General features: G+C 37.1%; 18 protein-coding genes. 10 read left to right on the top strand and 8 right to left on the bottom strand.

Annotation, left to right across the window (positions count from 1 at the left end):
- Positions 1-38 precede the first annotated feature (38 nt).
- Genes GM552_RS01720 through GM552_RS01710 form a run of 3 tightly spaced genes read left to right on the top strand, consistent with a single transcriptional unit; the run spans position 39 to position 2,085 of the window.
- On the top strand, positions 39-860 hold the full coding sequence (locus GM552_RS01720; protein ID WP_155565007.1) for a glycosyltransferase family 2 protein: 822 nt from the start codon (positions 39-41) through the stop codon (positions 858-860).
- A 22-nt stretch (positions 861-882) separates the two neighbouring features.
- The gene (locus GM552_RS01715; protein ID WP_155565006.1) at positions 883-1,653 is read left to right on the top strand and encodes a TSUP family transporter; all 771 of its coding nucleotides are present in this window, start codon (positions 883-885) and stop codon (positions 1,651-1,653) included.
- A 45-nt stretch (positions 1,654-1,698) separates the two neighbouring features.
- Complete coding sequence (locus GM552_RS01710; RefSeq protein ID WP_155565005.1) at positions 1,699-2,085, top strand: DUF4186 domain-containing protein; 387 nt, start codon at positions 1,699-1,701, stop codon at positions 2,083-2,085.
- Here GM552_RS01710 and GM552_RS01705 read toward each other — a convergent pair.
- The 4 genes from GM552_RS01705 to GM552_RS01690 form a co-directional block, all read right to left on the bottom strand.
- A complete protein-coding gene (locus GM552_RS01705; RefSeq protein ID WP_155565004.1) occupies positions 2,027-3,196 on the bottom strand; it encodes a glycosyltransferase family 4 protein in 1,170 nt (389 codons plus the stop codon). The genes GM552_RS01710 and GM552_RS01705 overlap by 59 nt on opposite strands.
- Before the next feature lie 8 nt (positions 3,197-3,204).
- Entirely contained in the window at positions 3,205-5,112 is a 1,908-nt protein-coding gene (locus GM552_RS01700) for a heparinase II/III family protein (RefSeq protein WP_155565003.1), read from the bottom strand.
- A gap of 66 nt (positions 5,113-5,178) precedes the next feature.
- Positions 5,179-5,844: a ribulose-phosphate 3-epimerase gene (gene rpe / locus GM552_RS01695; protein ID WP_110439414.1), complete on the bottom strand. Its 666-nt coding sequence runs from the start codon at positions 5,842-5,844 to the stop codon at positions 5,179-5,181.
- 147 nt (positions 5,845-5,991) lie between these two features.
- Complete coding sequence (locus GM552_RS01690) at positions 5,992-7,314, bottom strand: RsmB/NOP family class I SAM-dependent RNA methyltransferase (protein WP_230882723.1); 1,323 nt, start codon at positions 7,312-7,314, stop codon at positions 5,992-5,994.
- A 291-nt stretch (positions 7,315-7,605) separates the two neighbouring features.
- Here GM552_RS01690 and GM552_RS01685 point away from each other — a divergent pair, with 291 nt between their 5' ends.
- From GM552_RS01685 to GM552_RS01665, 5 genes are all read left to right on the top strand, one after another.
- Entirely contained in the window at positions 7,606-8,385 is a 780-nt protein-coding gene (locus GM552_RS01685) for a glycosyltransferase family A protein (RefSeq protein ID WP_155565001.1), read from the top strand.
- 111 nt (positions 8,386-8,496) lie between these two features.
- On the top strand, positions 8,497-9,204 hold the full coding sequence (locus tag GM552_RS01680; RefSeq protein WP_155565000.1) for a YggS family pyridoxal phosphate-dependent enzyme: 708 nt from the start codon (positions 8,497-8,499) through the stop codon (positions 9,202-9,204).
- 57 nt (positions 9,205-9,261) lie between these two features.
- Positions 9,262-11,370, top strand: coding sequence for a potassium transporter Kup (locus tag GM552_RS01675; RefSeq protein WP_155564999.1), 2,109 nt, complete (start codon positions 9,262-9,264; stop codon positions 11,368-11,370).
- A complete protein-coding gene (hemW, locus tag GM552_RS01670) occupies positions 11,370-12,569 on the top strand; it encodes a radical SAM family heme chaperone HemW (RefSeq protein WP_155564998.1) in 1,200 nt (399 codons plus the stop codon). Before GM552_RS01675 ends, hemW begins: the two co-directional genes overlap by 1 nt.
- Before the next feature lie 19 nt (positions 12,570-12,588).
- Complete coding sequence (locus GM552_RS01665) at positions 12,589-13,014, top strand: DUF1489 family protein (protein WP_155564997.1); 426 nt, start codon at positions 12,589-12,591, stop codon at positions 13,012-13,014.
- Between the two features lie 54 nt (positions 13,015-13,068).
- Here GM552_RS01665 and GM552_RS01660 read toward each other — a convergent pair whose 3' ends face one another.
- Together GM552_RS01660 and metE are read right to left on the bottom strand one after the other, a co-directional pair.
- Positions 13,069-13,275: a hypothetical protein gene (locus GM552_RS01660; protein WP_110439407.1), complete on the bottom strand. Its 207-nt coding sequence runs from the start codon at positions 13,273-13,275 to the stop codon at positions 13,069-13,071.
- 183 nt (positions 13,276-13,458) lie between these two features.
- Positions 13,459-15,756 carry a 5-methyltetrahydropteroyltriglutamate--homocysteine S-methyltransferase gene (metE, locus tag GM552_RS01655; protein WP_155564996.1) on the bottom strand — a complete coding sequence of 766 codons (2,298 nt, stop codon included), beginning with the start codon at positions 15,754-15,756 and terminating at the stop codon, positions 13,459-13,461.
- Between the two features lie 131 nt (positions 15,757-15,887).
- On the opposite strand from metE, the gene GM552_RS01650 reads away from it, so the two are divergent.
- Both GM552_RS01650 and GM552_RS01645 read left to right on the top strand, forming a co-directional pair.
- Positions 15,888-16,787 (top strand): LysR family transcriptional regulator, encoded by a 900-nt coding sequence (locus GM552_RS01650; protein ID WP_155564995.1) that lies wholly within the window; start codon positions 15,888-15,890, stop codon positions 16,785-16,787.
- A 136-nt stretch (positions 16,788-16,923) separates the two neighbouring features.
- On the top strand, positions 16,924-18,132 hold the full coding sequence (locus GM552_RS01645) for a lytic transglycosylase domain-containing protein (protein WP_155564994.1): 1,209 nt from the start codon (positions 16,924-16,926) through the stop codon (positions 18,130-18,132).
- An 82-nt stretch (positions 18,133-18,214) separates the two neighbouring features.
- Here GM552_RS01645 and GM552_RS01640 read toward each other — a convergent pair whose 3' ends face one another.
- Complete coding sequence (locus GM552_RS01640) at positions 18,215-18,781, bottom strand: DapH/DapD/GlmU-related protein (RefSeq protein ID WP_155564993.1); 567 nt, start codon at positions 18,779-18,781, stop codon at positions 18,215-18,217.
- Positions 18,782-18,827: 46 nt separating this feature from the next.
- Positions 18,828-19,679: a carboxylating nicotinate-nucleotide diphosphorylase gene (gene nadC, locus GM552_RS01635; protein WP_155564992.1), complete on the bottom strand. Its 852-nt coding sequence runs from the start codon at positions 19,677-19,679 to the stop codon at positions 18,828-18,830.
- Between the last annotated feature and the right edge of the window lies 1 nt (position 19,680).

Here is a 19,680-nt window from a genome sequence, read left to right as displayed (position 1 = left end):
TATTTTAAAAAAATAGTTTTTTTAAATATGATTTTATTATGAATTTTCCATCACCTCTTCGCATTGCCGCCATTACAAAATGCTATCAAGAAACAACCATGCTTCCCATATGGATCAGGCATTATGCCAGACTAGTAGGAAAAGATAACTTATTCATACTTGATGATGGCAGCGATCCGCCTGTCAAAGCTGAACAATACATTTATGTTGAGCACATTCCACGTCGCAAGTATTTGGATGAACAAGATAGCGTCAATATAATGAGCGAATGGCAGCATAAACTTTTAAAACTTTATGACTGGGTTCTTTGTATTGACACAGACGAATTTATAATTCCCCGTCCATCTCGTTGGACTTCCTTACATGAATATCTTGCACAATGTTCTGCCAAAACATGTCGATGTGTTGGTGTGGAAATCATTGATCCTTTGATTGGAAAACCTGTTGATTGGTCAAGACCCATTTTAAAACAACGTTCCAAGGGCACCATTAAAAGTTGGTCATGCAAACCCTCAGTTTCATCAGTTCCGACACAATGGGAACCCGGTTTTCATCGATGTCAAAATGAAACCCTGTTTGCGCACGATTTATGGCTGTTTCATTTGAAATATGCTGATCAGAACCACCTCCTAGAACGTTCAAAACTCAGACGCAGAATTCCAAGAAACCCAGAAGATATTAAAAATGGATTGGGAACCTCACATTTAATATCCGACAATGTTCTAATCAGGTTTCTAAAATCGCAGAGATCAAAAATTGGCACAGGAACCTTGGATGACTATTTGATCACTAATCCTGATCCTGATAACGCTGATTCACTCTATCTTGATATTCCCCATGAGTTTATTGATTTTTTATAATCAATTAAACAGACATCTCTAAATGCATTTTTATTTTTATGATTGTTTTCTATTTTTCATCGGTTTAATAGCCGGGACAATTGATACCCTTGCAGGTGGTGGAGGTTTAATAACCGTACCCGCTCTACTTTTTACCGGTATTAATATAATTCCTGCATTAGGTACAAATAAATTGCAATCAGCAATTGGTGAATTATCGGCCACATTACGATTTTGGAAAAGCGGACAACTAAGTTTTCATGGGCTTGCCATCCCTCTGTTTTTCACTGTAATCGGATCTGCCATAGGTACAATTACATTACAATACAGCGCTGATCAGACCTTGAACAAAATAGTCCCATGGCTTTTATTGGCAATATTGCTTTATTATTATTTATTTCCAAACCTACATTTCAATCTCGAAAAAAGACAGTTACCCATAAAACCGAAAATACTGCCATGGATGGGGACTGTAATTGGATTTTATAATGGCTTTTTTGGACCTGGAACAGGAGCGATCTGGACAATTTCATTAATGCAGATTTACAAATTACGTATTAACATTGCGACAATGATTGCAAAACCGTTAAATATCGCTGGAAATATTACCGCGCTCAGTATCTTCATATCAGGCGGACAAATCAACTATTTTAGTGCATTTATAATGGGTATTAGTTCTTTTATAGGCGGACAGATTGGTGCATCCTTGGTTATTTACAAGAGTTCACGTTTTTTACGGGTATTTTTTTTAATTGTCATAACATCATGCGTATTTTACAGTTTTGTCAAATATTATAATATTCATTTTGTTTGATTTATGATAATCACAGAAATAATTATTTATTAAAAAGTCACAAGAATGGTTCCTTCTTCCACAGAATTAATCTTGGATCGGCTTAATCGTTCAAAATTCCGGTCTAGATTTACATTACATGAAAAAGAACGAAAATATCTAATCGATAAAGGCCTTGATAAAATAATTGAACATGCTACGGATTTCATCAATCAACGTCTGGCTCCTGCTTTTCCAAAAAATGATGGAAAACAAACGCCATGGAAAGGACATCCTGTTTTTATTGCCCAACATGCCACAGCAACTTGTTGTCGTAGCTGCCTTGAAAAATGGTATAAGATTCAAAAGGGGCAGGCCTTAACACAGACAGAAAAAGATTTTATCCTCGATTTGATCAAGGCTTGGATAAAAAGGGATTATCAAACCCATCAATCTGTGAAAAAACATTCATAACACGATCCAGACAGATAGCTTCGGTATACATTGATAAAGCCCTGGCCCGCCCATTTTCTCCCATTTTTTTTCTTTGTTCTGGATGAAAGGCAAGCCAGGCCATTGCCCTGGATAGCAAAGATATAGAACCTGGCGGGATCAATAGCCCTGTTTCTGAATGCTGAACTTGTTCTCGGGGACCCCGTATTGAAGTGCCTATAACAGGTAAACCACTTAACATTGCCTCGATAATGGACATTGGTAACCCTTCAAAATGACTGGGTAAAACAAAAACATCAGCAGCTTTCATCAACTGATCTATGTCTTGACGATATCCCCAAAAACGTATTTGATTACCCAATTTTTTTTGTGCTTTAGTAAAAAGTTTATCCAATACCAAACCATAATCAGAAGACAATCTTTCGCCTACAATCCATAATTCAGCTTCTGGAAGCTTTTCTGCAATTGCAGAAAAAGCGACGATTAACTCTGGATAACCTTTATGTTGAACAAGACGGGAAACTATCATAAAAACTATATGATTCTGTGGAATCTTGTTTGCCTGTCTAAATTTCTGTTTCAGGGCAATATCAGAAAAGAATTTTGCTGGATCCCGACCGTTACCTATAAAAATAGGATTGGAATGAATGCCCAACCTTTTAGCATCCCGAGCCTCTTCCTGAGAGACAGTCATGTAAAAATTCGTAATTTTTCCACAACACCATTCAAGAACAAAGGATAATAGACGTCTTATCCATGATTTTATACCTTTCCCGGATTGATTAAAAAGATATCCGTGACAAGTATAAATAATTACAGGCGTTCCACATAAAAAAGCGGCTATACGTGCCAATACGCCACTTATGGGCATATGGGCATGAACGATATCTGGTTTTTCAAGTTTGATTATACGGTAAAGAACCCAAAAAGCTTTTAACTGACCTATGATCGAAAAAGAACGGACAAAAGGAACGGTTCGAATCTGAAATCCCTCTTGTCTCACTTTCTCCAATAACCTTCCTTCTGCACAAACACCAATGACTTGATGGTGACAGGAACGCAACCTACGCATTAAGGGAAGTAGAAATTGATATAAGGCAAAATCAACATGTGCAATTTCCAAAATTTTCATAAATTCATTTATGCCTTACGACGCAGAGCCCATCGAATTTTAGTTATTTTTTCTTTATCATTTTGAATATTCTTAATATTTGAATGATTTAGAGAACTATTTATTTCTGATTGCCTCTGAATTTCTGAAGTTTTTTCCGACAAATCTTCAGGCATTCCAACAGAAACATGATCCGCAGTGTTTCTTTGCCATATTTTTGCATCATCGTTTTGATTATGGAAAATAGCCACATAATCAGACCCTTCTTCTTCTTGCTCTTCGTTTAAAACCGATTGTTTGTCTTGTTTCTCAAATTTAGTTATAGAAGTTCTATTCTCTTCAACATCACTTTTTTTTGATTGATGCAGATTATATAAAACAATCTGTTTAGTCGCAAGTCGAACTTTTTCACCAAAGTAGACGCTATTTTCAACTTTTCCCTCTGCATCGGAAAAACGGAACCACCAAATTTGTTTACCTTCTTGAGGATGTTGAAACGATAAAACAAAAATTTTTTCCTTCTCATTTTTCCGAATTTCAACCAATTTTTCTTCAACTTTAACCGAAGGATGTAAATGAAAACGAATAGTAAAAGGATAAGACTGATCAAAATCGAGCGTTTCCTCCCCTCTTAAATCCTGACCATCCGCAGAAAGATAAAATTTACGATGATAAATTGCACCATATGCTTTTTGCCAGCCATTATGACTTAATTCCACCCAATGGGCACCCTCAGTCATTTCATGAATTGATTCAACTTTAAAATTTAAATCTTTTAATTGATTATCCTCCAGTAAAACACTTTCTGTATTGGATAATTTTAGAACAGAATGAGCCGCAGTTCCCGCCAACGCAGATCGCCAGGCTGATGATCCTCCAGCGCCACAATTAACAATTAATCTCTGTTTACCAGCAGAAAATTCAAAGGATAAAGCACCAAGATATTTTATATCTACCTTTTTCGGTGGAACACCACTGTCAATTAACAGAGTTGAACGATTGGCAAAACAACGAATATATCCACCCGCTTTCATATCCGTCATGGCAACACGTTTTTGTGTGGAATTACTCAGAACACGATCAATAAAATGTGCCTCATTCTCACTGGAACCATTAAATAGTGCAAGCCTGCCATCACCATGTCTCAATGCCCTTAAAGCACGGCTGACATTATCAAGCGCTAGAATAAGTTCGGAAGGGGGACGCATATTGATCAACTGGTACATCAAACGAATTTCGGTCAGATCTCTCAATACATAAAGTTGTATTTCAGGGTTTCGTTCAATATGTATTCCATCTTCAAGAATCTGTTCAGCCAGTTCACTTTGCAGGAATTTACTGATTTTTGGTATTAAATCAAATTGTTCCGGCATACATAATGCAAGAGCCAGAGCGGCCTTTAATAACGTAAAATTTTCATGTGTATGATTGTCCAAAGGAAGCATGGCAACAACATATCTTCCTTCTTTCATAATTCGACGCATAAATTGTTGATGAAAATATTTTTCTGCTGATGCCGCAAAAAAATCATAGAACCCCAACCAATTCACTATACGATCTGCAAGGATAATCGGTCTGTAAACAACAGAATCATAAGATGAAGGTGAATTGCCAATCCAATCCGTCACCAAATTTCTTGCTGCAAGACGCGCATTTTCTGTCCCTAGCTCTCGCATATCCCGTAACCACGAAAAACCATGCAGTTTGCCAATAATTTCACAGGAGAGGTTTTTATCACCCCATTGACCGGGATATAGGGAAATAACATAATCCTGGTAAATAAATTCCCCTTTTACAAGATGCATGCCATAAACAGAATTTCCGGTCCATAAATCTCGCAAAATATATACTGGAACTTCGGGAATCTGTCCATAACCAATGGCAGGTAATCGTACCAGAGAAAGTCGGATTTTTTTTACCATTTCTTGAAAAGCCATCCTAAGCCTCCCTATTTCTCTGAATCATTTCTCCTAATGGGTGAAAGTCATAATTTAGCAAATTTTTTACTTTTTAGTTCCCCGCAATGCATCTATTGCCTGACCATAATCAGGTTGACCATAAATTGAAGTTCCAGCTATCAAAACATTGGCTCCCGCTTCTATCACCAGGGGTGCAGTTTGAACATTAATCCCGCCATCAACACTAATATGAATGGAACGACCCGACTTTTGAACCATTTCATGTATTGCACGAATTTTCGCCAATTGACTGGATAAAAATTTCTGTCCACCAAAACCAGGATTTACAGTCATAATTAGAATATTATCTACAAGATCTATAACCTCGGAAATTGCATTGGCAGGTGTGGCCGGACATAATACTATCCCGGCTTTTATTCCAAACGATTTGATATGTTGCAAGGAACGATGCGCATGAGGCCCCGCCTCGATATGAAAAGAAATTTGATCGGCACCCGCCTGAACAAACGGTTCGATAAAAGGATCGACAGGTTCAATCATAAAATGCACATCAAAAAACAACTTGCTATAAGATCGCAAAGATTTGAGAACTACTGGGCCAAAAGTCATATTGGGAACAAAATGACCATCCATAACATCAAGATGTATCCAGTCAGCACCATGTTTGTCAACCGCCCTAATTTCCTCTCCCAAACATGCAAAATCTGCCGAAAGAACACTGGGAGCAATCAAGGGAACCCTTATATCCAATTTACAGCCTTTCTAAAATTTTCAAATATTATGTCAAACTATTAACTGCAGTTTATGATAAAATTTACGAATTGAACAGAAAAAACACGATTTGATTTTATCGTGTCCACCAATACAAAGATATATTTCACTTGAAATAATGTTTAATTAGTCTTCTTTTACAAAACGTGCGATAAAAAAACCATCCATTCCGCCTTTTTCTTGCCACATAGAAGGAAGCGTCCTAATCCATCCCTCTTCTGTTAATGCTTCAGTTAAAAATGGAATTTCTTTTTGTGTAAATGGTAGAGCCCTAACACCAGGTAAATTTCTAAAGAATTCTGCCTGCTCTTCTGCCTCGGAGCGCTGTAGGGAGCAAACACTGTAAACTAATCGTCCTCCTTTTTTTAGATAACTGATCGCTGCACCAATCAACTTTCGTTGAATCTTAACAAGACTTTGAATTTCATTTTCTTTTTTTAAATGCAAAACATCTGGATGTCGTCTAAAAATACCCGTGGCAGAACAGGGGGCATCCAATAATATCGCATCAAATTCATTTTGATAATTTAAACTTCCAGCATCACCAAGAACCAACACTGCATCCATCTGTAACCGGTTCAGATTTTCTTTCAACCGTTTTAACCGTATAGATTTTTTTTCAACCGCAACAACATTTCCCCCTGCTTGAATTAATTGTGCTGTCTTACCACCGGGTGCCGCACATAAATCAGCAACTTTTTCATTTTCCTTCACATTCAAAAGATAGGCAGGTAGAGATGCCGCCATATCCTGAATCCAGAACTGCCCCTCCTGATAACCGTCAAGCTGTTCAACCTTTACATGACAAGAATAACGCCAATGATTATTCATTAATTGCACACCTCCTTCTGGAACAGTGGCATTCGTTTTGAAATGCATATCCAAAGGGGGTTCACTATCCAACAGGGTTGCCAACTGACGAGGATTAAATCCTGCCTGATTCCATGACTTCCATAGCCATGCAGGGATATTCAAGCGATTTTGATCAAGATCCTTCAGTATGCTTGGTCCATTTTCAGAAATCCGCCTGAGAACAGCATTGACTAGACCCGTAAACTTTGCAAATCCATTATGACGCGCAAGTTCTACAGATGTATAGATAGCGGCATGTATAGGTGTTTCCAAAAAAAGAATTTGAGCCACCCCTAGCAAAATAATCCATAATACCTGCTGTGGTGGCGATCGTTTCAGAAAAGGTTCTACAAGCGCTTCTAATGTTCCTTTTTTTCTCAAGATACAGACAATTAATCGATATGCTGCTGCCTTATCCCTTTGATCAACATCAACAGGTAAAGCATTTTTTAATGCTGTTTCTAACGGAAGATGTTTCCAGTCAAATATCTGACAAACAGTATCAAAAGCAATTTGTCGAGTAGGATCATTATTTCTATCAGATCGGATATTTTCTTTCGATGACAGATGATTCTTAATTGATATATCTTTTTTCAAAAAATTATAACTTTTCTTACTTAAAATCATTATAGTTTTAAATGAATTAAATAGTAAATATATTCACTTTCAATAAATAAAATTACTACGTTCTCTGCTCTATTTTTCTGATAATCAATTTTTACCAGAATTGCGAGATTTCATCTTAACTAATTATTTATTTTAGACTCTAACAATAAAATATTATAAATTATCCAAAAAATAAATCCAATATAAAAGAATTTAATCCCGAATGAATTTAAATTTCATATTTAAAAAATTTATCAACATAAACCTAGAAATTATATTTAAATGAAAAATTGGACTATTCTTTTACCGTATTATAATGAAGCAACCTTTCTTCCAGGTACTCTTGAAAGCATAGCATTACAAAATTATCAAAAATTTAAACTTATTCTAATCAATAATTATTCCACAGATAATTCTGAAAAGATAGCCAGAAAATTTATGAATTTTTATCCTGCAATTGAGGTGCAGTTTATTAATGAAAAACTTCCTGGCAAAACAAATGCCTTACATACTGGATTAAATCATGTCACCACTCCTTTTGTGGCAACCATGGATGCTGATACTTACTATCCTCAACATTATTTGGAATTTTGTAATCAGATCTTTGAAAGTCACCCGGAATATTCTGCCGTGATGGCTTGTGATATTTATCAGCCCTTTAAAAATCGCAAAAGTCAAAAACGATGTCGGAAAATATATTTAAAATCAAAATTAATGCCCAAGCAATGTCATGCTGGAGGATATGCACAGACTTTTCGTACTAAAAGTTTAAAGCAAATTGGGGGATTTGATCAAAAATTATGGCCTTATGTCTTTGAAGATCATGAGGTTATTCATAGACTTTTAAAAATTGGTAAAGTTTATTACTCTCCAAAACATTGGTGTATTCCATCGGAAAGACGCACAAAACATAAAAATATTCGCTGGAGCCGCATGGAAAAGTTTCTATATGAATACACCCCTTTTTTTCTCAAGGATTGGTACTTTTATTCTTTCTTAAAAAACAGGTATATTAAGAAAAACACTTCCATTCTTCAGCTTAGACAACGGGAATGGGAATAAAATCCAATTCGTGAGGATTAATTTAAATACTTCAATGAAAATAATCCTATTTGAAATAACTTACCGATACTGTATGATACAATGTGTTTCTAATTTTATATAATTTATTAAATGCATGATTCAATCCAAAAAATTATAAGCCGAAATTTAAATTCTATACGGGATAAAATTCAACAGGCTGCTTGTAAAGCTGGACGTAAACCAAATGATATTCGACTTGTTGCCGTTTCAAAATTTCATCCCATGGAATCAATATATGCAGCTTTCAATGATAAACAGTTGATATTTGGTGAAAACCGTATTCAAGAGGCAAAAAAGAAATTTGCACCCATTTTATCGGAACAGCCAGATATTAAACTGCACATTATAGGTCCCATCCAGAGCAATAAATTATTGGATGCCGTTAAAATCGCGGATACTATTGAAACTGTTGACCGCCTGTCAATTCTCGACCCGCTTGAAAAAGCCATTCAGAAAACAGGACGGTCCCCCACTCTTTTCATCCAAATCAATACAGGAAGAGAACCGCAAAAGGCAGGAATTTTTCCCGAAGATGCGGATCATTTTATTTCATTATGCAGGAAACGGTTTGGATCATCAATTCAGGGTGTAATGGGTATTCCCCCCGTTCATGAAGACCCTATTCCTCATTTTAGAAAACTTGCCAATCTTGCCAGAAAATTTGGTCTGAATGAAATATCAATGGGAATGACAAATGATTTTGAAACAGCCATTACATGTGGAGCAACGTATGTTAGGGTGGGAACTGGAATATTTGGAACACGCCCTTTAAATCCTAAAAATAATTCATTCCAATAATGAACAGCTGCAAATTTAATATTTACCGCAATTGCAACCTAGGTGGAGTAATATATCATGCTTTCTTCTCATGAGGAAAACATCAACCCTGATAATGAAGCAAACCAAGAAGAGAATGATAGCGTAAGTACGGATGATATCAATATCATCGAGGGAAAAACCCCTTCAAAAATAGAAAATGAGGATGAAACTCCATCAGATACACTTTATAAACAAGATACGATTGCGGTATTACCATCTCTGGATCAGGAAAACCAAGTTACAGAATTCGGAACCGATCAACCAGAACATAAAATCAGACCATTAAGTTTGGCTATTTTGTTGACTGTTCTGGGCGTTGTCTATGGTGATATCGGGACAAGCCCTATTTACGCCCTACGTTCCACAATTTTAGTTGTATCCAATCATCACAGCAATATTAAATCCTGGGAGGTTTTCGGTGTTGTCAGCTTAATTTTCTGGGCATTAATATTAATCGTTACAATTAAATATGTAACGCTGGTTATGCGCGCTGATCATAATGGAGAGGGTGGAATCCTTGCATTGATGTCCTTGGCTCAACGTGTATCAAAAACAACCAGAGGAAAAATATTTCTGGGAATTGTCGGTATTGCAGGAACCTGTCTTTTTTTTGGAGATGGAATGATTACCCCGGCAATTTCAGTTTTGTCAGCAATTGAAGGTCTGGAAGTTTCTCTTCCAGAGACAAAAAATTTCATCATTCCCCTTGCCCTTATAATCCTGGTTGCATTATTCAGTTTTCAAAGCAAGGGAACTGAACATATAGGTAAAATTTTCGGTCCAATCATGCTTATATGGTTTGCGACTATAGGTTTTCTGGGTGCCTATGAGGTTCTGAAATATCCCTATATCCTTTTGGCTCTTTCTCCGCATCATGCGATTTTATTTATTATCCATCACGGTTGGATGGCGTTTATTGCCCTTGGATCTGTCGTTTTGGCAGTAACAGGTGCTGAAGCTTTATATGCTGATATGGGACATTTTGGAAGAAGTCCAATTCGTTACAGCTGGATCTGTTTTGTCCTTCCTTGTCTGACTTTAAATTACCTTGGACAAGGTGCCCTAATTCTTTCCAATGCCAAATTTCTGGAAAACCCGTTTTTCTATTTGGCTCCTCATTGGTTTAATATCCCTCTGGTTATCCTTTCCACATTTGCAACTGTTATCGCCAGTCAGGCCGGAATTTCAGGAGGATTTTCACTTGCACGCCAATTAACCCAACTTGGATATTTTCCAAGGCTGCGTATTCGACATACCAATGCACAAGAAGAGGGACAAATTTATATTCCTGAAGTCAATAATGCCTTAATGATAGGGTCCCTCTTATTGATTTTAAGTTTCCAATCCTCTGATGCATTGGCCGCTGCATACGGAATTGCAGTTACGGGAACCTTTACTTGTACCTCTATTCTTTCCTCTGTGGTTTTTAACCGTTCTTACAAATGGTCGATATACAAAGTCGCATGTACATTTGGAATTTTCTTTATCATTGATGTCACTTTCTTTTCGGCAAATGCCCTGAAGATTCCACAAGGCGGGTGGGTCCCATTATTATTGGGAATTTGTTTGACCATCCTCATGACAACATGGAATAAAGGACGTACCCTGGTTTATAATAAACGGGCACAAAATGCTTTACCAATCGCCTCGTTTTTAAACCGCCTACCTCAATCCCATTTAACAAGGGTTCCTGGTATTGCCATTTTCATGACACCAGACCCTCTTTCTGTTCCAAGTTCCCTATTACATAACATTCGGCACAACAAAGTTTTACATGAACATGTATTTTTTGTAACTATTGAAAATATGAAACAACCAGAGGCGGAACGTGGGCACCGTATTGCAATGCGGCAACTCGCACCCAATATTTATCAAGTGATAATTCGATATGGATTTATGGAAATGCCTAATTTGCCCCGTGCTCTTGAACTGATGAAAACTCAACCCAACCTGAAATTCTTTGATACTTTACAAGCTTCATATTTTACAACAAGGGAACAAATTGTAAGAGCACCTATTTCTAAAATGAGTAAATGGCGAATGAATATATTCATGTTCATGTTACGTAATGCCAGCCCGATTACCGATTTCTTAAGAATTCCCGTGGATCGGGTTGTTGAACTTTCAGTCCGTATTGCTGTTTGATGAATGAAATAAAATTATTAAATTTGGAAAAAAAGACAAGAAAACATAAGCCTGATCCCTTGGCTCTTTATATCCATTGGCCTTTTTGCCTGTCCAAATGTCCCTATTGCGATTTCAATAGCCATGTTGCCCAAATCATTCCACAGGAAACCTATGCACATGCTTTGCTTCAGGAATTACGTCATGCTATTTCAAATATTGAAAATTATAAGTTAACCTCAATTTTTTTTGGTGGTGGCACCCCCTCTTTAATGGATCCTATAACAGTGCATAAATTGATTGATTATGCCATCAACCATTTACCTGTTACTGAGGACCTTGAAATCACCCTTGAAGCCAATCCAACCAGTGTTGAAATCCAAAAGTTAAAAGATTTTCAACAGGCAGGTGTTAACCGCATTTCCCTTGGTATCCAAAGTCTTAACCAACAAGCACTACAAAGGTTAGGTCGTCAACATGATGCAAGGCAGGCAATTGACGCCTTAACACTTGCCAAACGCCTATTTCCGAGGATTTCTTTTGATCTTATCTATGCACGTGAGGAACAAACCCTTTCCGAATGGCAGAAAGAATTAAAAATGGCACTGGATTTGGCTCATGATCATTTATCACTCTACCAGTTGACAATAGAACCAGGAACAGTTTTTGCCAAATATGAAAAACAGGGGAAATTATCTCTCCCTGATGAAAAATTAAGTAGTGAATTATTAATTGCCACGGAAGAAATGACACATCAATATGGTATGTATAATTACGAAATTTCTAATTATGCTAAAATTGGTGCGGAAAGCAGGCACAATCTTGCCTATTGGCGTTATCAGGATTATATTGGTATTGGGCCGGGAGCACACGGCAGAATTACAGAAAATGCTGTTTTATATGCTACAGAACGTAAGAAAAATCCTAAAATTTGGCTTGAATTAGTGCAAAAAAATGGTAACGCCCTAATTATCAAGGAAGCCTTGAATTCAATCGACAAGGCCCGTGAAATGATATTAATGGGATTACGTTTGAAAGAGGGTGTTGATTCTATTGCCTTTCAAAAAAAATGCAATATGACTTTAACCAATGCAATCGATATGAAAATCTTAGAAGCGCTTGTAGAAGAAGATTATATCTTTTGGGACCAAAAACGGTTGAAAACAACCCCGACAGGAAGCATGCGGTTAAATGCTATTTTAGATATCTTGGTAAAATAGGAATATTATTTTGTTACACATGATGAAGGTTGCAGTTGGTATCCAAGATATTGCGCATTTGAAAATTATTAATGAACAAATGGCCGTGAATAACAATGGAAATTCATACACTTTAACACGCTTTATGCCGAAGCAGGCCGATGAAATCTTAAAAAATGGTTCCCTATACCGGGTTATTAACGGAACTTTATGTTGCCGACAGAAAATTGTTGATTTTCTGCCAGGTCAACGGGAAAACGGAAATCCCTGCATTCAAATTATTCTTGATTCAGAAATAATTCGTACCTTTTCCATTCCAATTCGCCCTTTCCAGGGATGGCGATATCTTAAAAACACTGATGCGCCTAAGGATTTGCCATTAAGCCATACAAATATATCAGCAGCATTACCTAAAAAGCTGAGAAAAGAGTTGGAAACTCTAGGATTGATTGATCCTATTGGATAGGAAATCGATAATTAACCAATATCTATAACCCTATATGGTTTATTCTTCTGTATATTATTTCTCTTTCAAAACTTGATCAGCTTTACGATCAACGGTTTCTTCCTGTTCTTTTGTTAAATTGCCTTTATGATATTCCTCAGACGCCCTTGCTTTGGCATTCCTTGCTCTGTTTTTTGTATCCAAGGGATATTTACGCTCATCAGGCAATGCAAATTCCTGATCTGGTAAAGATTTACGTTGTTTTGATGTTAATTTAGTCATAATTACTCCCCTCCTTAAAAAAGGAAAATAACATTGAACCATTAAATATAGTTAATCATAAAACAAAATCTATTATTATTCAATTCGCCAAAAAAATTACTTTCAATCCTTCCGATATATTTTTAGAAATCTATTAAATAACAATCAAGGACTGATCTTTTATTGATCAGTCCTTTTCAATATCTATTTAATATGTTTTTTTTTATATTCCTCTCTCAAGATCTGCGCTACCTGTACCATATTTTTCAATGAAGGAATAACCTCTGACCATTGACGTGTTTTCAAGCCACAATCTGGATTAATCCATAACCTTTGAACAGGAATATATTTTTTAGCCTGATGAATTAAATGAACAATTGATTCTACTGTTGGAATATTGGGAGAATGAATATCATAAACACCTGGGCCAATGCTGTTTGGATATTCAAATTCCTCAAACGCTTTTAACAGCTCCATGTGAGAGCGTGAGGTTTCAATTGTAATGACATCAGCATCCATCTGGGCAATAGCAGCAATAATATCATTGAATTCTGAGTAACACATATGGGTATGAATCTGCGTTTGATCCTTTACTCCATTCGCTGTTATTCTAAAAGACCGAATTGCCCAGTCCAGATATTTTTGCCATTCTGAACGACGCAGGGGTAATCCTTCCCGTAAAGCCGCCTCATCAATTTGAATAATGCGAATACCTGCCTTTTCCAAATCCAACACTTCTTGACGTATCGCCATAGCCAATTGATAACAGGTTTCCGAACGTGGCTGGTCATCTCTTACAAATGACCAGTTCAACATGGTTACAGGTCCCGTCAACATGCCCTTCATCGGTTGTGCCGTTAAAGATTGGGCGTAAGTAATCCATTCAACCGTCATTGGTTCAGGACGACTAATGTCTCCAAAGATAATCGGGGGTTTTACACATCTGGAACCGTAAGATTGAACCCAACCTTGTTGGCTAAAAACATATCCTTTTAACAATTCACCAAAATATTCCACCATATCATTCCGTTCTGGCTCGCCATGAACCAAAACATCCAATCCCAGTGATTCCTGCTGTTCGACACAATAAGCAATCGCCTCTTTCATACGATTGCCATATTCATTCAAGGAAAGTTCACCCTTACGAAATTGACTTCTGATCTGGCGTATATTCTGAGTTTGTGGGAATGAACCAATTGTGGTTGTTGGCAACAATGGCAAATTCAAGATTTTTTGCTGTAATTCCATACGATCGGCATAGGCACTTTTCCGGTTTCCCAATTCCGATGTTATCGATTGACATAGTTTTTTAATTTTATCATTATGAACTCTATTTGACTGACGCCTGTTATCCAGACAAGCCTGGTTACTAGATAACGCCTCTTTTACTGACTCTCTTCCTTCATTTAGAGCTTTAGCCAAAACAGTAATTTCATCAAGCTTTTGTATCGCAAAAGAAAGCCATGAACGAATTTCCGCATCCATTTTACTTTCACGTTCCAGGTCAACAGGAACATGTAATAATGAACATGAGGGGGCCAGCCACAATCGTTTTTTTAATATAGCGTAGATAGGCTCTAGCCATTCAAGCGTAGCATTCAAATCCGTCTTCCAGATATTACGCCCATTAACAACTCCCAATGAAAGGACTTGTTTATCTTTTAGCTGTTTAATTATGGCAGGAATTTCATCACGCGCATTTATGGCATCAATATGGAACCCCTGCACCCCCAATTCTGGCAATAAAGCTATATTTTCTTTTAACTTTCCAAAATAGGTTGCCAACAAAATATAGATTGGTGCCTGTTTCAAAACCTTGTAGGCAGAAACAAGTGCCTTTTTCCACTCTTCTGCAAGCTCTGTCACCAAAATTGGTTCATCAAGTTGAACCCAGCTTTCCCCCTGTTCTGCCAACTCTTGCAATAATGCTTGATATTGTTCCAAAAGTGCAGGCAACAAAGCTAGTTTGTTGCTTTTATCCTGTTCTTTTCCCAACCATAAATAGGTTACTGGTCCTAACAATACAACTTTTGTTTTTAAACCTTTCTTTTTCGCTTCCTTCAATTGATCTAGTAAAATCTGGCTATTTAAAACAAACCGTGTATCCTTTGTGAATTCCGGTACAATGTAATGATAATTTGTATCAAACCATTTAGTCATCTCACCTGCCGCAACGTGACAAAGACAAGAATTTTTTCCACCCGAACGTCCACGTGCAACCTGAAAATAATGATCTAATTTTTCCCCTTGCTGTTGTTGAATACGTGATGGAATATTACCAAAAAGAAAACTTGTATCCAGAACATGGTCATAATAGGAAAAATCCCCAACAGGAACAAGATCGAGTTTACTTTGATTCTGCCAATGACACTTCCGTAAATTTTGGGCTGTTTGTTCCAATTCACCTGAGGAAATATTTCCTTGCCAGTACGCTTCAAGCGCAAATTTCAATTCACGCTTTACACCAATTCGAGGAAATCCTAGATTATGTACTGTTACCATTTTTTATTCCTTTACTTGCCTATTCAACATCGGATTTTGCTCTAAACACCCTATTCAGATAACAGCATAAAATAAAATGATATTATTTCATCGATCCATTAACTTTATTCATAGGATATAATCTTGCATTCATGATTGAGATCATTCATTTAAAAATCATTCAGGAAATCGAAACGCAAAAATCAATGACTGCCGCGGCTGTCAATTTGTGTTTGACACAATCCGCCTTAAGCCACGCCATCCGGAAACTCGAACAAAATTTGCAGGTCAGCCTATGGCGACGGGAGGGAAAATACATGCAGCTAACTCAGGCGGGACAGGAATTATTGACGCTGGCCCATCGCATATTACCTCAGATCGAACATAATGAATCAAAATTGAAACAATTTGCGCAGGGGAGTATTGGCAGTCTAAAGATTGGCATGGAATGTCATCCCTGTTATCAATGGCTGCTTAAAATTACCTCACCCTACTTGAAACAGTGGCCTCAGATTGAACTCGATGTCAAACAAAAATTTAAATTCGGTGGTTTAGGGGCGCTACTGAATTATGAAATAGACATCTTAATAACGCCTGACCCGATTATTAAGTCTGACCTCCATTTTGAACCTGTCTTTAATTATGAACAGATCTTAATTGTTGGACCTTCACATCCTTTCAGAAATTTACCTTATATCACTCCAGAACAAATGTCCTCAGAAACTCTTTTAACTTATCCTGTAGAACCAAATCGACTGGACATATATAGTCTCTTTATGGCACCAAAGGGTATAATGCCACGTCGTCATAAAACAATTGAAACAACGGATATAATTTTACAAATGGTTGAAAATAATCGAGGCGTTACGGCTCTACCACATTGGTTGGTACAGGAAAATAAAGAACGCTTTGAAATCTTTCCTATCAAACTGGGAAAAAAAGGAATTCCAAAACAGTTATTTATTGGAATACGCAAGGCCGACCAATTAACTAATTATCTTGATGCTTTTATTCAGCTATCCAAACAAATATCCTTTCCAATGTCGACCTGAAATACTCAAAATAAACTGTATAATCTCCAATTTCTGACCAAATATCATAGAATAGTTTTTAACAAAAATGATTATATCTGTTACCATCTGAAACTTAAATTTTATAGTCGGTATTTTTCAAAGAAATCAAAAAACCATGCAGGAAACAATTTGCAAAAATTTTTATGTTCCAATGCAATTTTTGCTTTTGTTTTTCCTGCTTTGCCTCTCTGCCTGTGGTGGAGGAAAGCATTCTTATAATGGAAAAGGAGGCATTTCTTCACGATATAGCAATTACATGCCTGGCTATCCTAAAAAATGGAACCCTCCGGGTCCCCCTCTTGATCCGTGGGGTCCATATATCAATCAATCCTCACAACGTTTCAATGTTCCTGATCAATGGATACGGGCCATCATTTTACAGGAAACGAGAGGATATCAATATTATAACAAACGGCCAGTCACTTCACCTCATGGAGCAAAGGGATTGATGCAAATCAAGTCAACAACTTATAAAGATTTAGCAAAACGCTATAATTTGGGAAATGACGTATATGATCCGCATGATAATATCATGGCTGGAACAGGATATATCCGCACCTTATATAATAAATACGGTGCCCCCGGCTTTGTTGCAGCTTACCATGGTGGACCCGGAACTTTGGATGCCTATCTAAAAAGAGGAACCGCATTGCCAAAGGCAACCAAAAACTACATGATTTCCGTCACTCCCAATCTGGGGAATTCAGTACCTATGAGTGGACCTTTTGCAATTTTTGGCGGACCTTACGCCAAAAAAAATACTCGTACCCCATTACCACTCGAGGCTTATTATTCACCGAAAACCTATAGCCCCGTTCAAATGGTTACAACAGCACAGGTTATGCCTTCTGAAAGTAAAAACGAACTTAAAAAATTCATTGTCAAAGATAATGAACATGCAATTGCATCAGACAATGCCAATGAACCTCCAATCATGATTGTTCCATCCAATTATCATCCTGCATATGATGCAAATGTCCATAACAATTCAACCTCATCCAATGCTTATTATTCAGCAAAACCCAAAGCCCCTTCTATTATTCGAACCTCTCCTAGCAGTAGACATTATTATATATCAACAAAAGGTAACTGGAATATTCAGGTTGGAGCTTTTACATCTGCAGATTTAGCTAATCACGCAATTGCAATCGCAAAACAAAAAGCCGCCAGTTTACTGGTCCTGGCGTATCCAAATATTGAAACCGTTCAGAAAAACGGAAAAACATTATACCGAGCCAAATTAGGAGGATTAAGCTATGCAACAGCCTTACAGGCTTGTAATTTGCTAAAAGTAAAAAGAATGAATTGTGTTCCTGTTCAATAATACAAAATTGTAATTTTCAGTTATTTTGAATTTGTTCAATAATTTTATGGTCAATGGCGGTAGATGCATCATATATATCTTTCTATATACTTTTTATCCATTTTGCCGGCACACCTGCATAAACACTTTTAGAGGGTACATTTTTAGTTACAACAGCACCGGCACCGATTATTGAAAAATCATGAATAGTAACACCAGGCAAAATTGTGACGTTCGAGCCTATCCAAACATATTTTCCAATCTTAACAGGAGATGGATATGTCGTACCACGATCTCTTATATCCAAACCATGATTTAATGTGGCAATCGTAACATTCATGCCTATAGCACTGTGATCACCAATAAAGATTCCTCCCCTATCCTGAAAAGAACATCCTGTATTAAAAAATACATTTTTACCAATATGAATGTTTTTACCGAAATCAGTATAAAAAGGAGGAAAACAAACAAAAGATGAATCTACAGTTTTTCCTGTCAGACTACTGAAAATATCAACGATTTCTTTTTGCGTATGAAAGCTATTGTTTAATTCCATTATTATTTTTTGCGCTTCAAAGGCACATTGGTATAACAGCTGCATCAATTCTTTTTCGTTAGTGGAAATGGAATGTCCGGCCTGACAGTATGTAATGAATTCCTCCATTTGCATAAAATGATCCTTTTCTATTACTGGAAAGCTTTTATTGGTTCATCTATCACGAAATAAAATCAAGTCCTATATCGAGAATAGGTGCACTATGGGTTATCCAACCTACAGAAATCAAGTCAACACCGCTTTCAGCAATTATCCGAGCCGTATCGGGATTGATACGCCCCGAAGCTTCTGTGATGGCACGTTGATTAACAATCGCAACCGCCTCTTTTAAAGTTTCAGGATCCATATTATCTAGCAAAACGGCATCAACACCCAATGCCATGACTTCTTTTAATTGATCCAGCGTATCCACTTCTATTTCAATTTTAACCATATGCCCTACATTTTTTTTAGCCTGTTCAAGCGTCTTACGTATTCCACCCGCGATTGCAATATGATTATCTTTAATCAAAACTGCATCATATAAGGCAAAACGATGGTTCATTCCACCACCACACCGCACGGCATATTTTTCCATCATGCGTAAGCCTGGTGTTGTTTTTCTCGTACAAACAACCTGTGTTTTGGTTCCTTCAATAGATTTGACAATCTTATGAGTTACCGAGGCAATTCCAGATAGATGGCTCATGAAATTCAAGGCTGTTCTCTCACCTGTCAGAATTGCACGGGATGACCCTTCAATAATTGCTATCACATCTCCCGGCTTTAATATATCTCCATCCTTTTTCTTTAAATCTACATTAACTAATGGATCAATTAAGGTAAAAGCCATTGAAGCGATATCCATTCCTGACAATATACCAGTCTCTCTTGAAACCATCGCCACTTTGGAGTGGTGATTTTCATCAATAACTGCATTAGTGGTTATATCCCCAGCCAATCCTAGATCTTCCAATAACGCATTGCGAATAATGGGTTCAATTAGGATATGGGGCAAAGCTGGAATCGTCATA

This window comes from Commensalibacter sp. ESL0382 (assembly GCF_009725775.1).
Taxonomy (GTDB): domain Bacteria; phylum Pseudomonadota; class Alphaproteobacteria; order Acetobacterales; family Acetobacteraceae; genus Commensalibacter; species Commensalibacter melissae.
The sequence above is the reverse complement of the archived record's forward strand: the minus strand, read 5'-3'. Positions and strand labels throughout refer to the sequence as shown.

What these genes read in the sequence shown, in the direction of transcription:
- GM552_RS01720 (WP_155565007.1), top strand. Translation starts at nt 39, where the DNA reads ATGAATTTTCCATCACCTCTTCGCATTGCCGCCATTACAAAATGCTAT.
- metE (WP_155564996.1), bottom strand. Translation starts at nt 15,756, where the DNA reads ATGGTAACAGTACATAATCTAGGATTTCCTCGAATTGGTGTAAAGCGT.
- GM552_RS01700 (WP_155565003.1), bottom strand. Translation starts at nt 5,112, where the DNA reads ATGGCTTTTCAAGAAATGGTAAAAAAAATCCGACTTTCTCTGGTACGA.
- GM552_RS01665 (WP_155564997.1), top strand. Translation starts at nt 12,589, where the DNA reads ATGATGAAGGTTGCAGTTGGTATCCAAGATATTGCGCATTTGAAAATT.
- GM552_RS01710 (WP_155565005.1), top strand. Translation starts at nt 1,699, where the DNA reads ATGGTTCCTTCTTCCACAGAATTAATCTTGGATCGGCTTAATCGTTCA.
- GM552_RS01675 (WP_155564999.1), top strand. Translation starts at nt 9,262, where the DNA reads ATGCTTTCTTCTCATGAGGAAAACATCAACCCTGATAATGAAGCAAAC.
- GM552_RS01640 (WP_155564993.1), bottom strand. Translation starts at nt 18,781, where the DNA reads ATGCAAATGGAGGAATTCATTACATACTGTCAGGCCGGACATTCCATT.
- hemW (WP_155564998.1), top strand. Translation starts at nt 11,370, where the DNA reads ATGAATGAAATAAAATTATTAAATTTGGAAAAAAAGACAAGAAAACAT.
- nadC (WP_155564992.1), bottom strand. Translation starts at nt 19,679, where the DNA reads ATGACGATTCCAGCTTTGCCCCATATCCTAATTGAACCCATTATTCGC.
- GM552_RS01645 (WP_155564994.1), top strand. Translation starts at nt 16,924, where the DNA reads ATGCAGGAAACAATTTGCAAAAATTTTTATGTTCCAATGCAATTTTTG.
- GM552_RS01680 (WP_155565000.1), top strand. Translation starts at nt 8,497, where the DNA reads ATGCATGATTCAATCCAAAAAATTATAAGCCGAAATTTAAATTCTATA.
- GM552_RS01715 (WP_155565006.1), top strand. Translation starts at nt 883, where the DNA reads ATGCATTTTTATTTTTATGATTGTTTTCTATTTTTCATCGGTTTAATA.
- GM552_RS01660 (WP_110439407.1), bottom strand. Translation starts at nt 13,275, where the DNA reads ATGACTAAATTAACATCAAAACAACGTAAATCTTTACCAGATCAGGAA.
- GM552_RS01685 (WP_155565001.1), top strand. Translation starts at nt 7,606, where the DNA reads ATGAAAAATTGGACTATTCTTTTACCGTATTATAATGAAGCAACCTTT.
- GM552_RS01705 (WP_155565004.1), bottom strand. Translation starts at nt 3,196, where the DNA reads ATGAAAATTTTGGAAATTGCACATGTTGATTTTGCCTTATATCAATTT.
- GM552_RS01650 (WP_155564995.1), top strand. Translation starts at nt 15,888, where the DNA reads ATGATTGAGATCATTCATTTAAAAATCATTCAGGAAATCGAAACGCAA.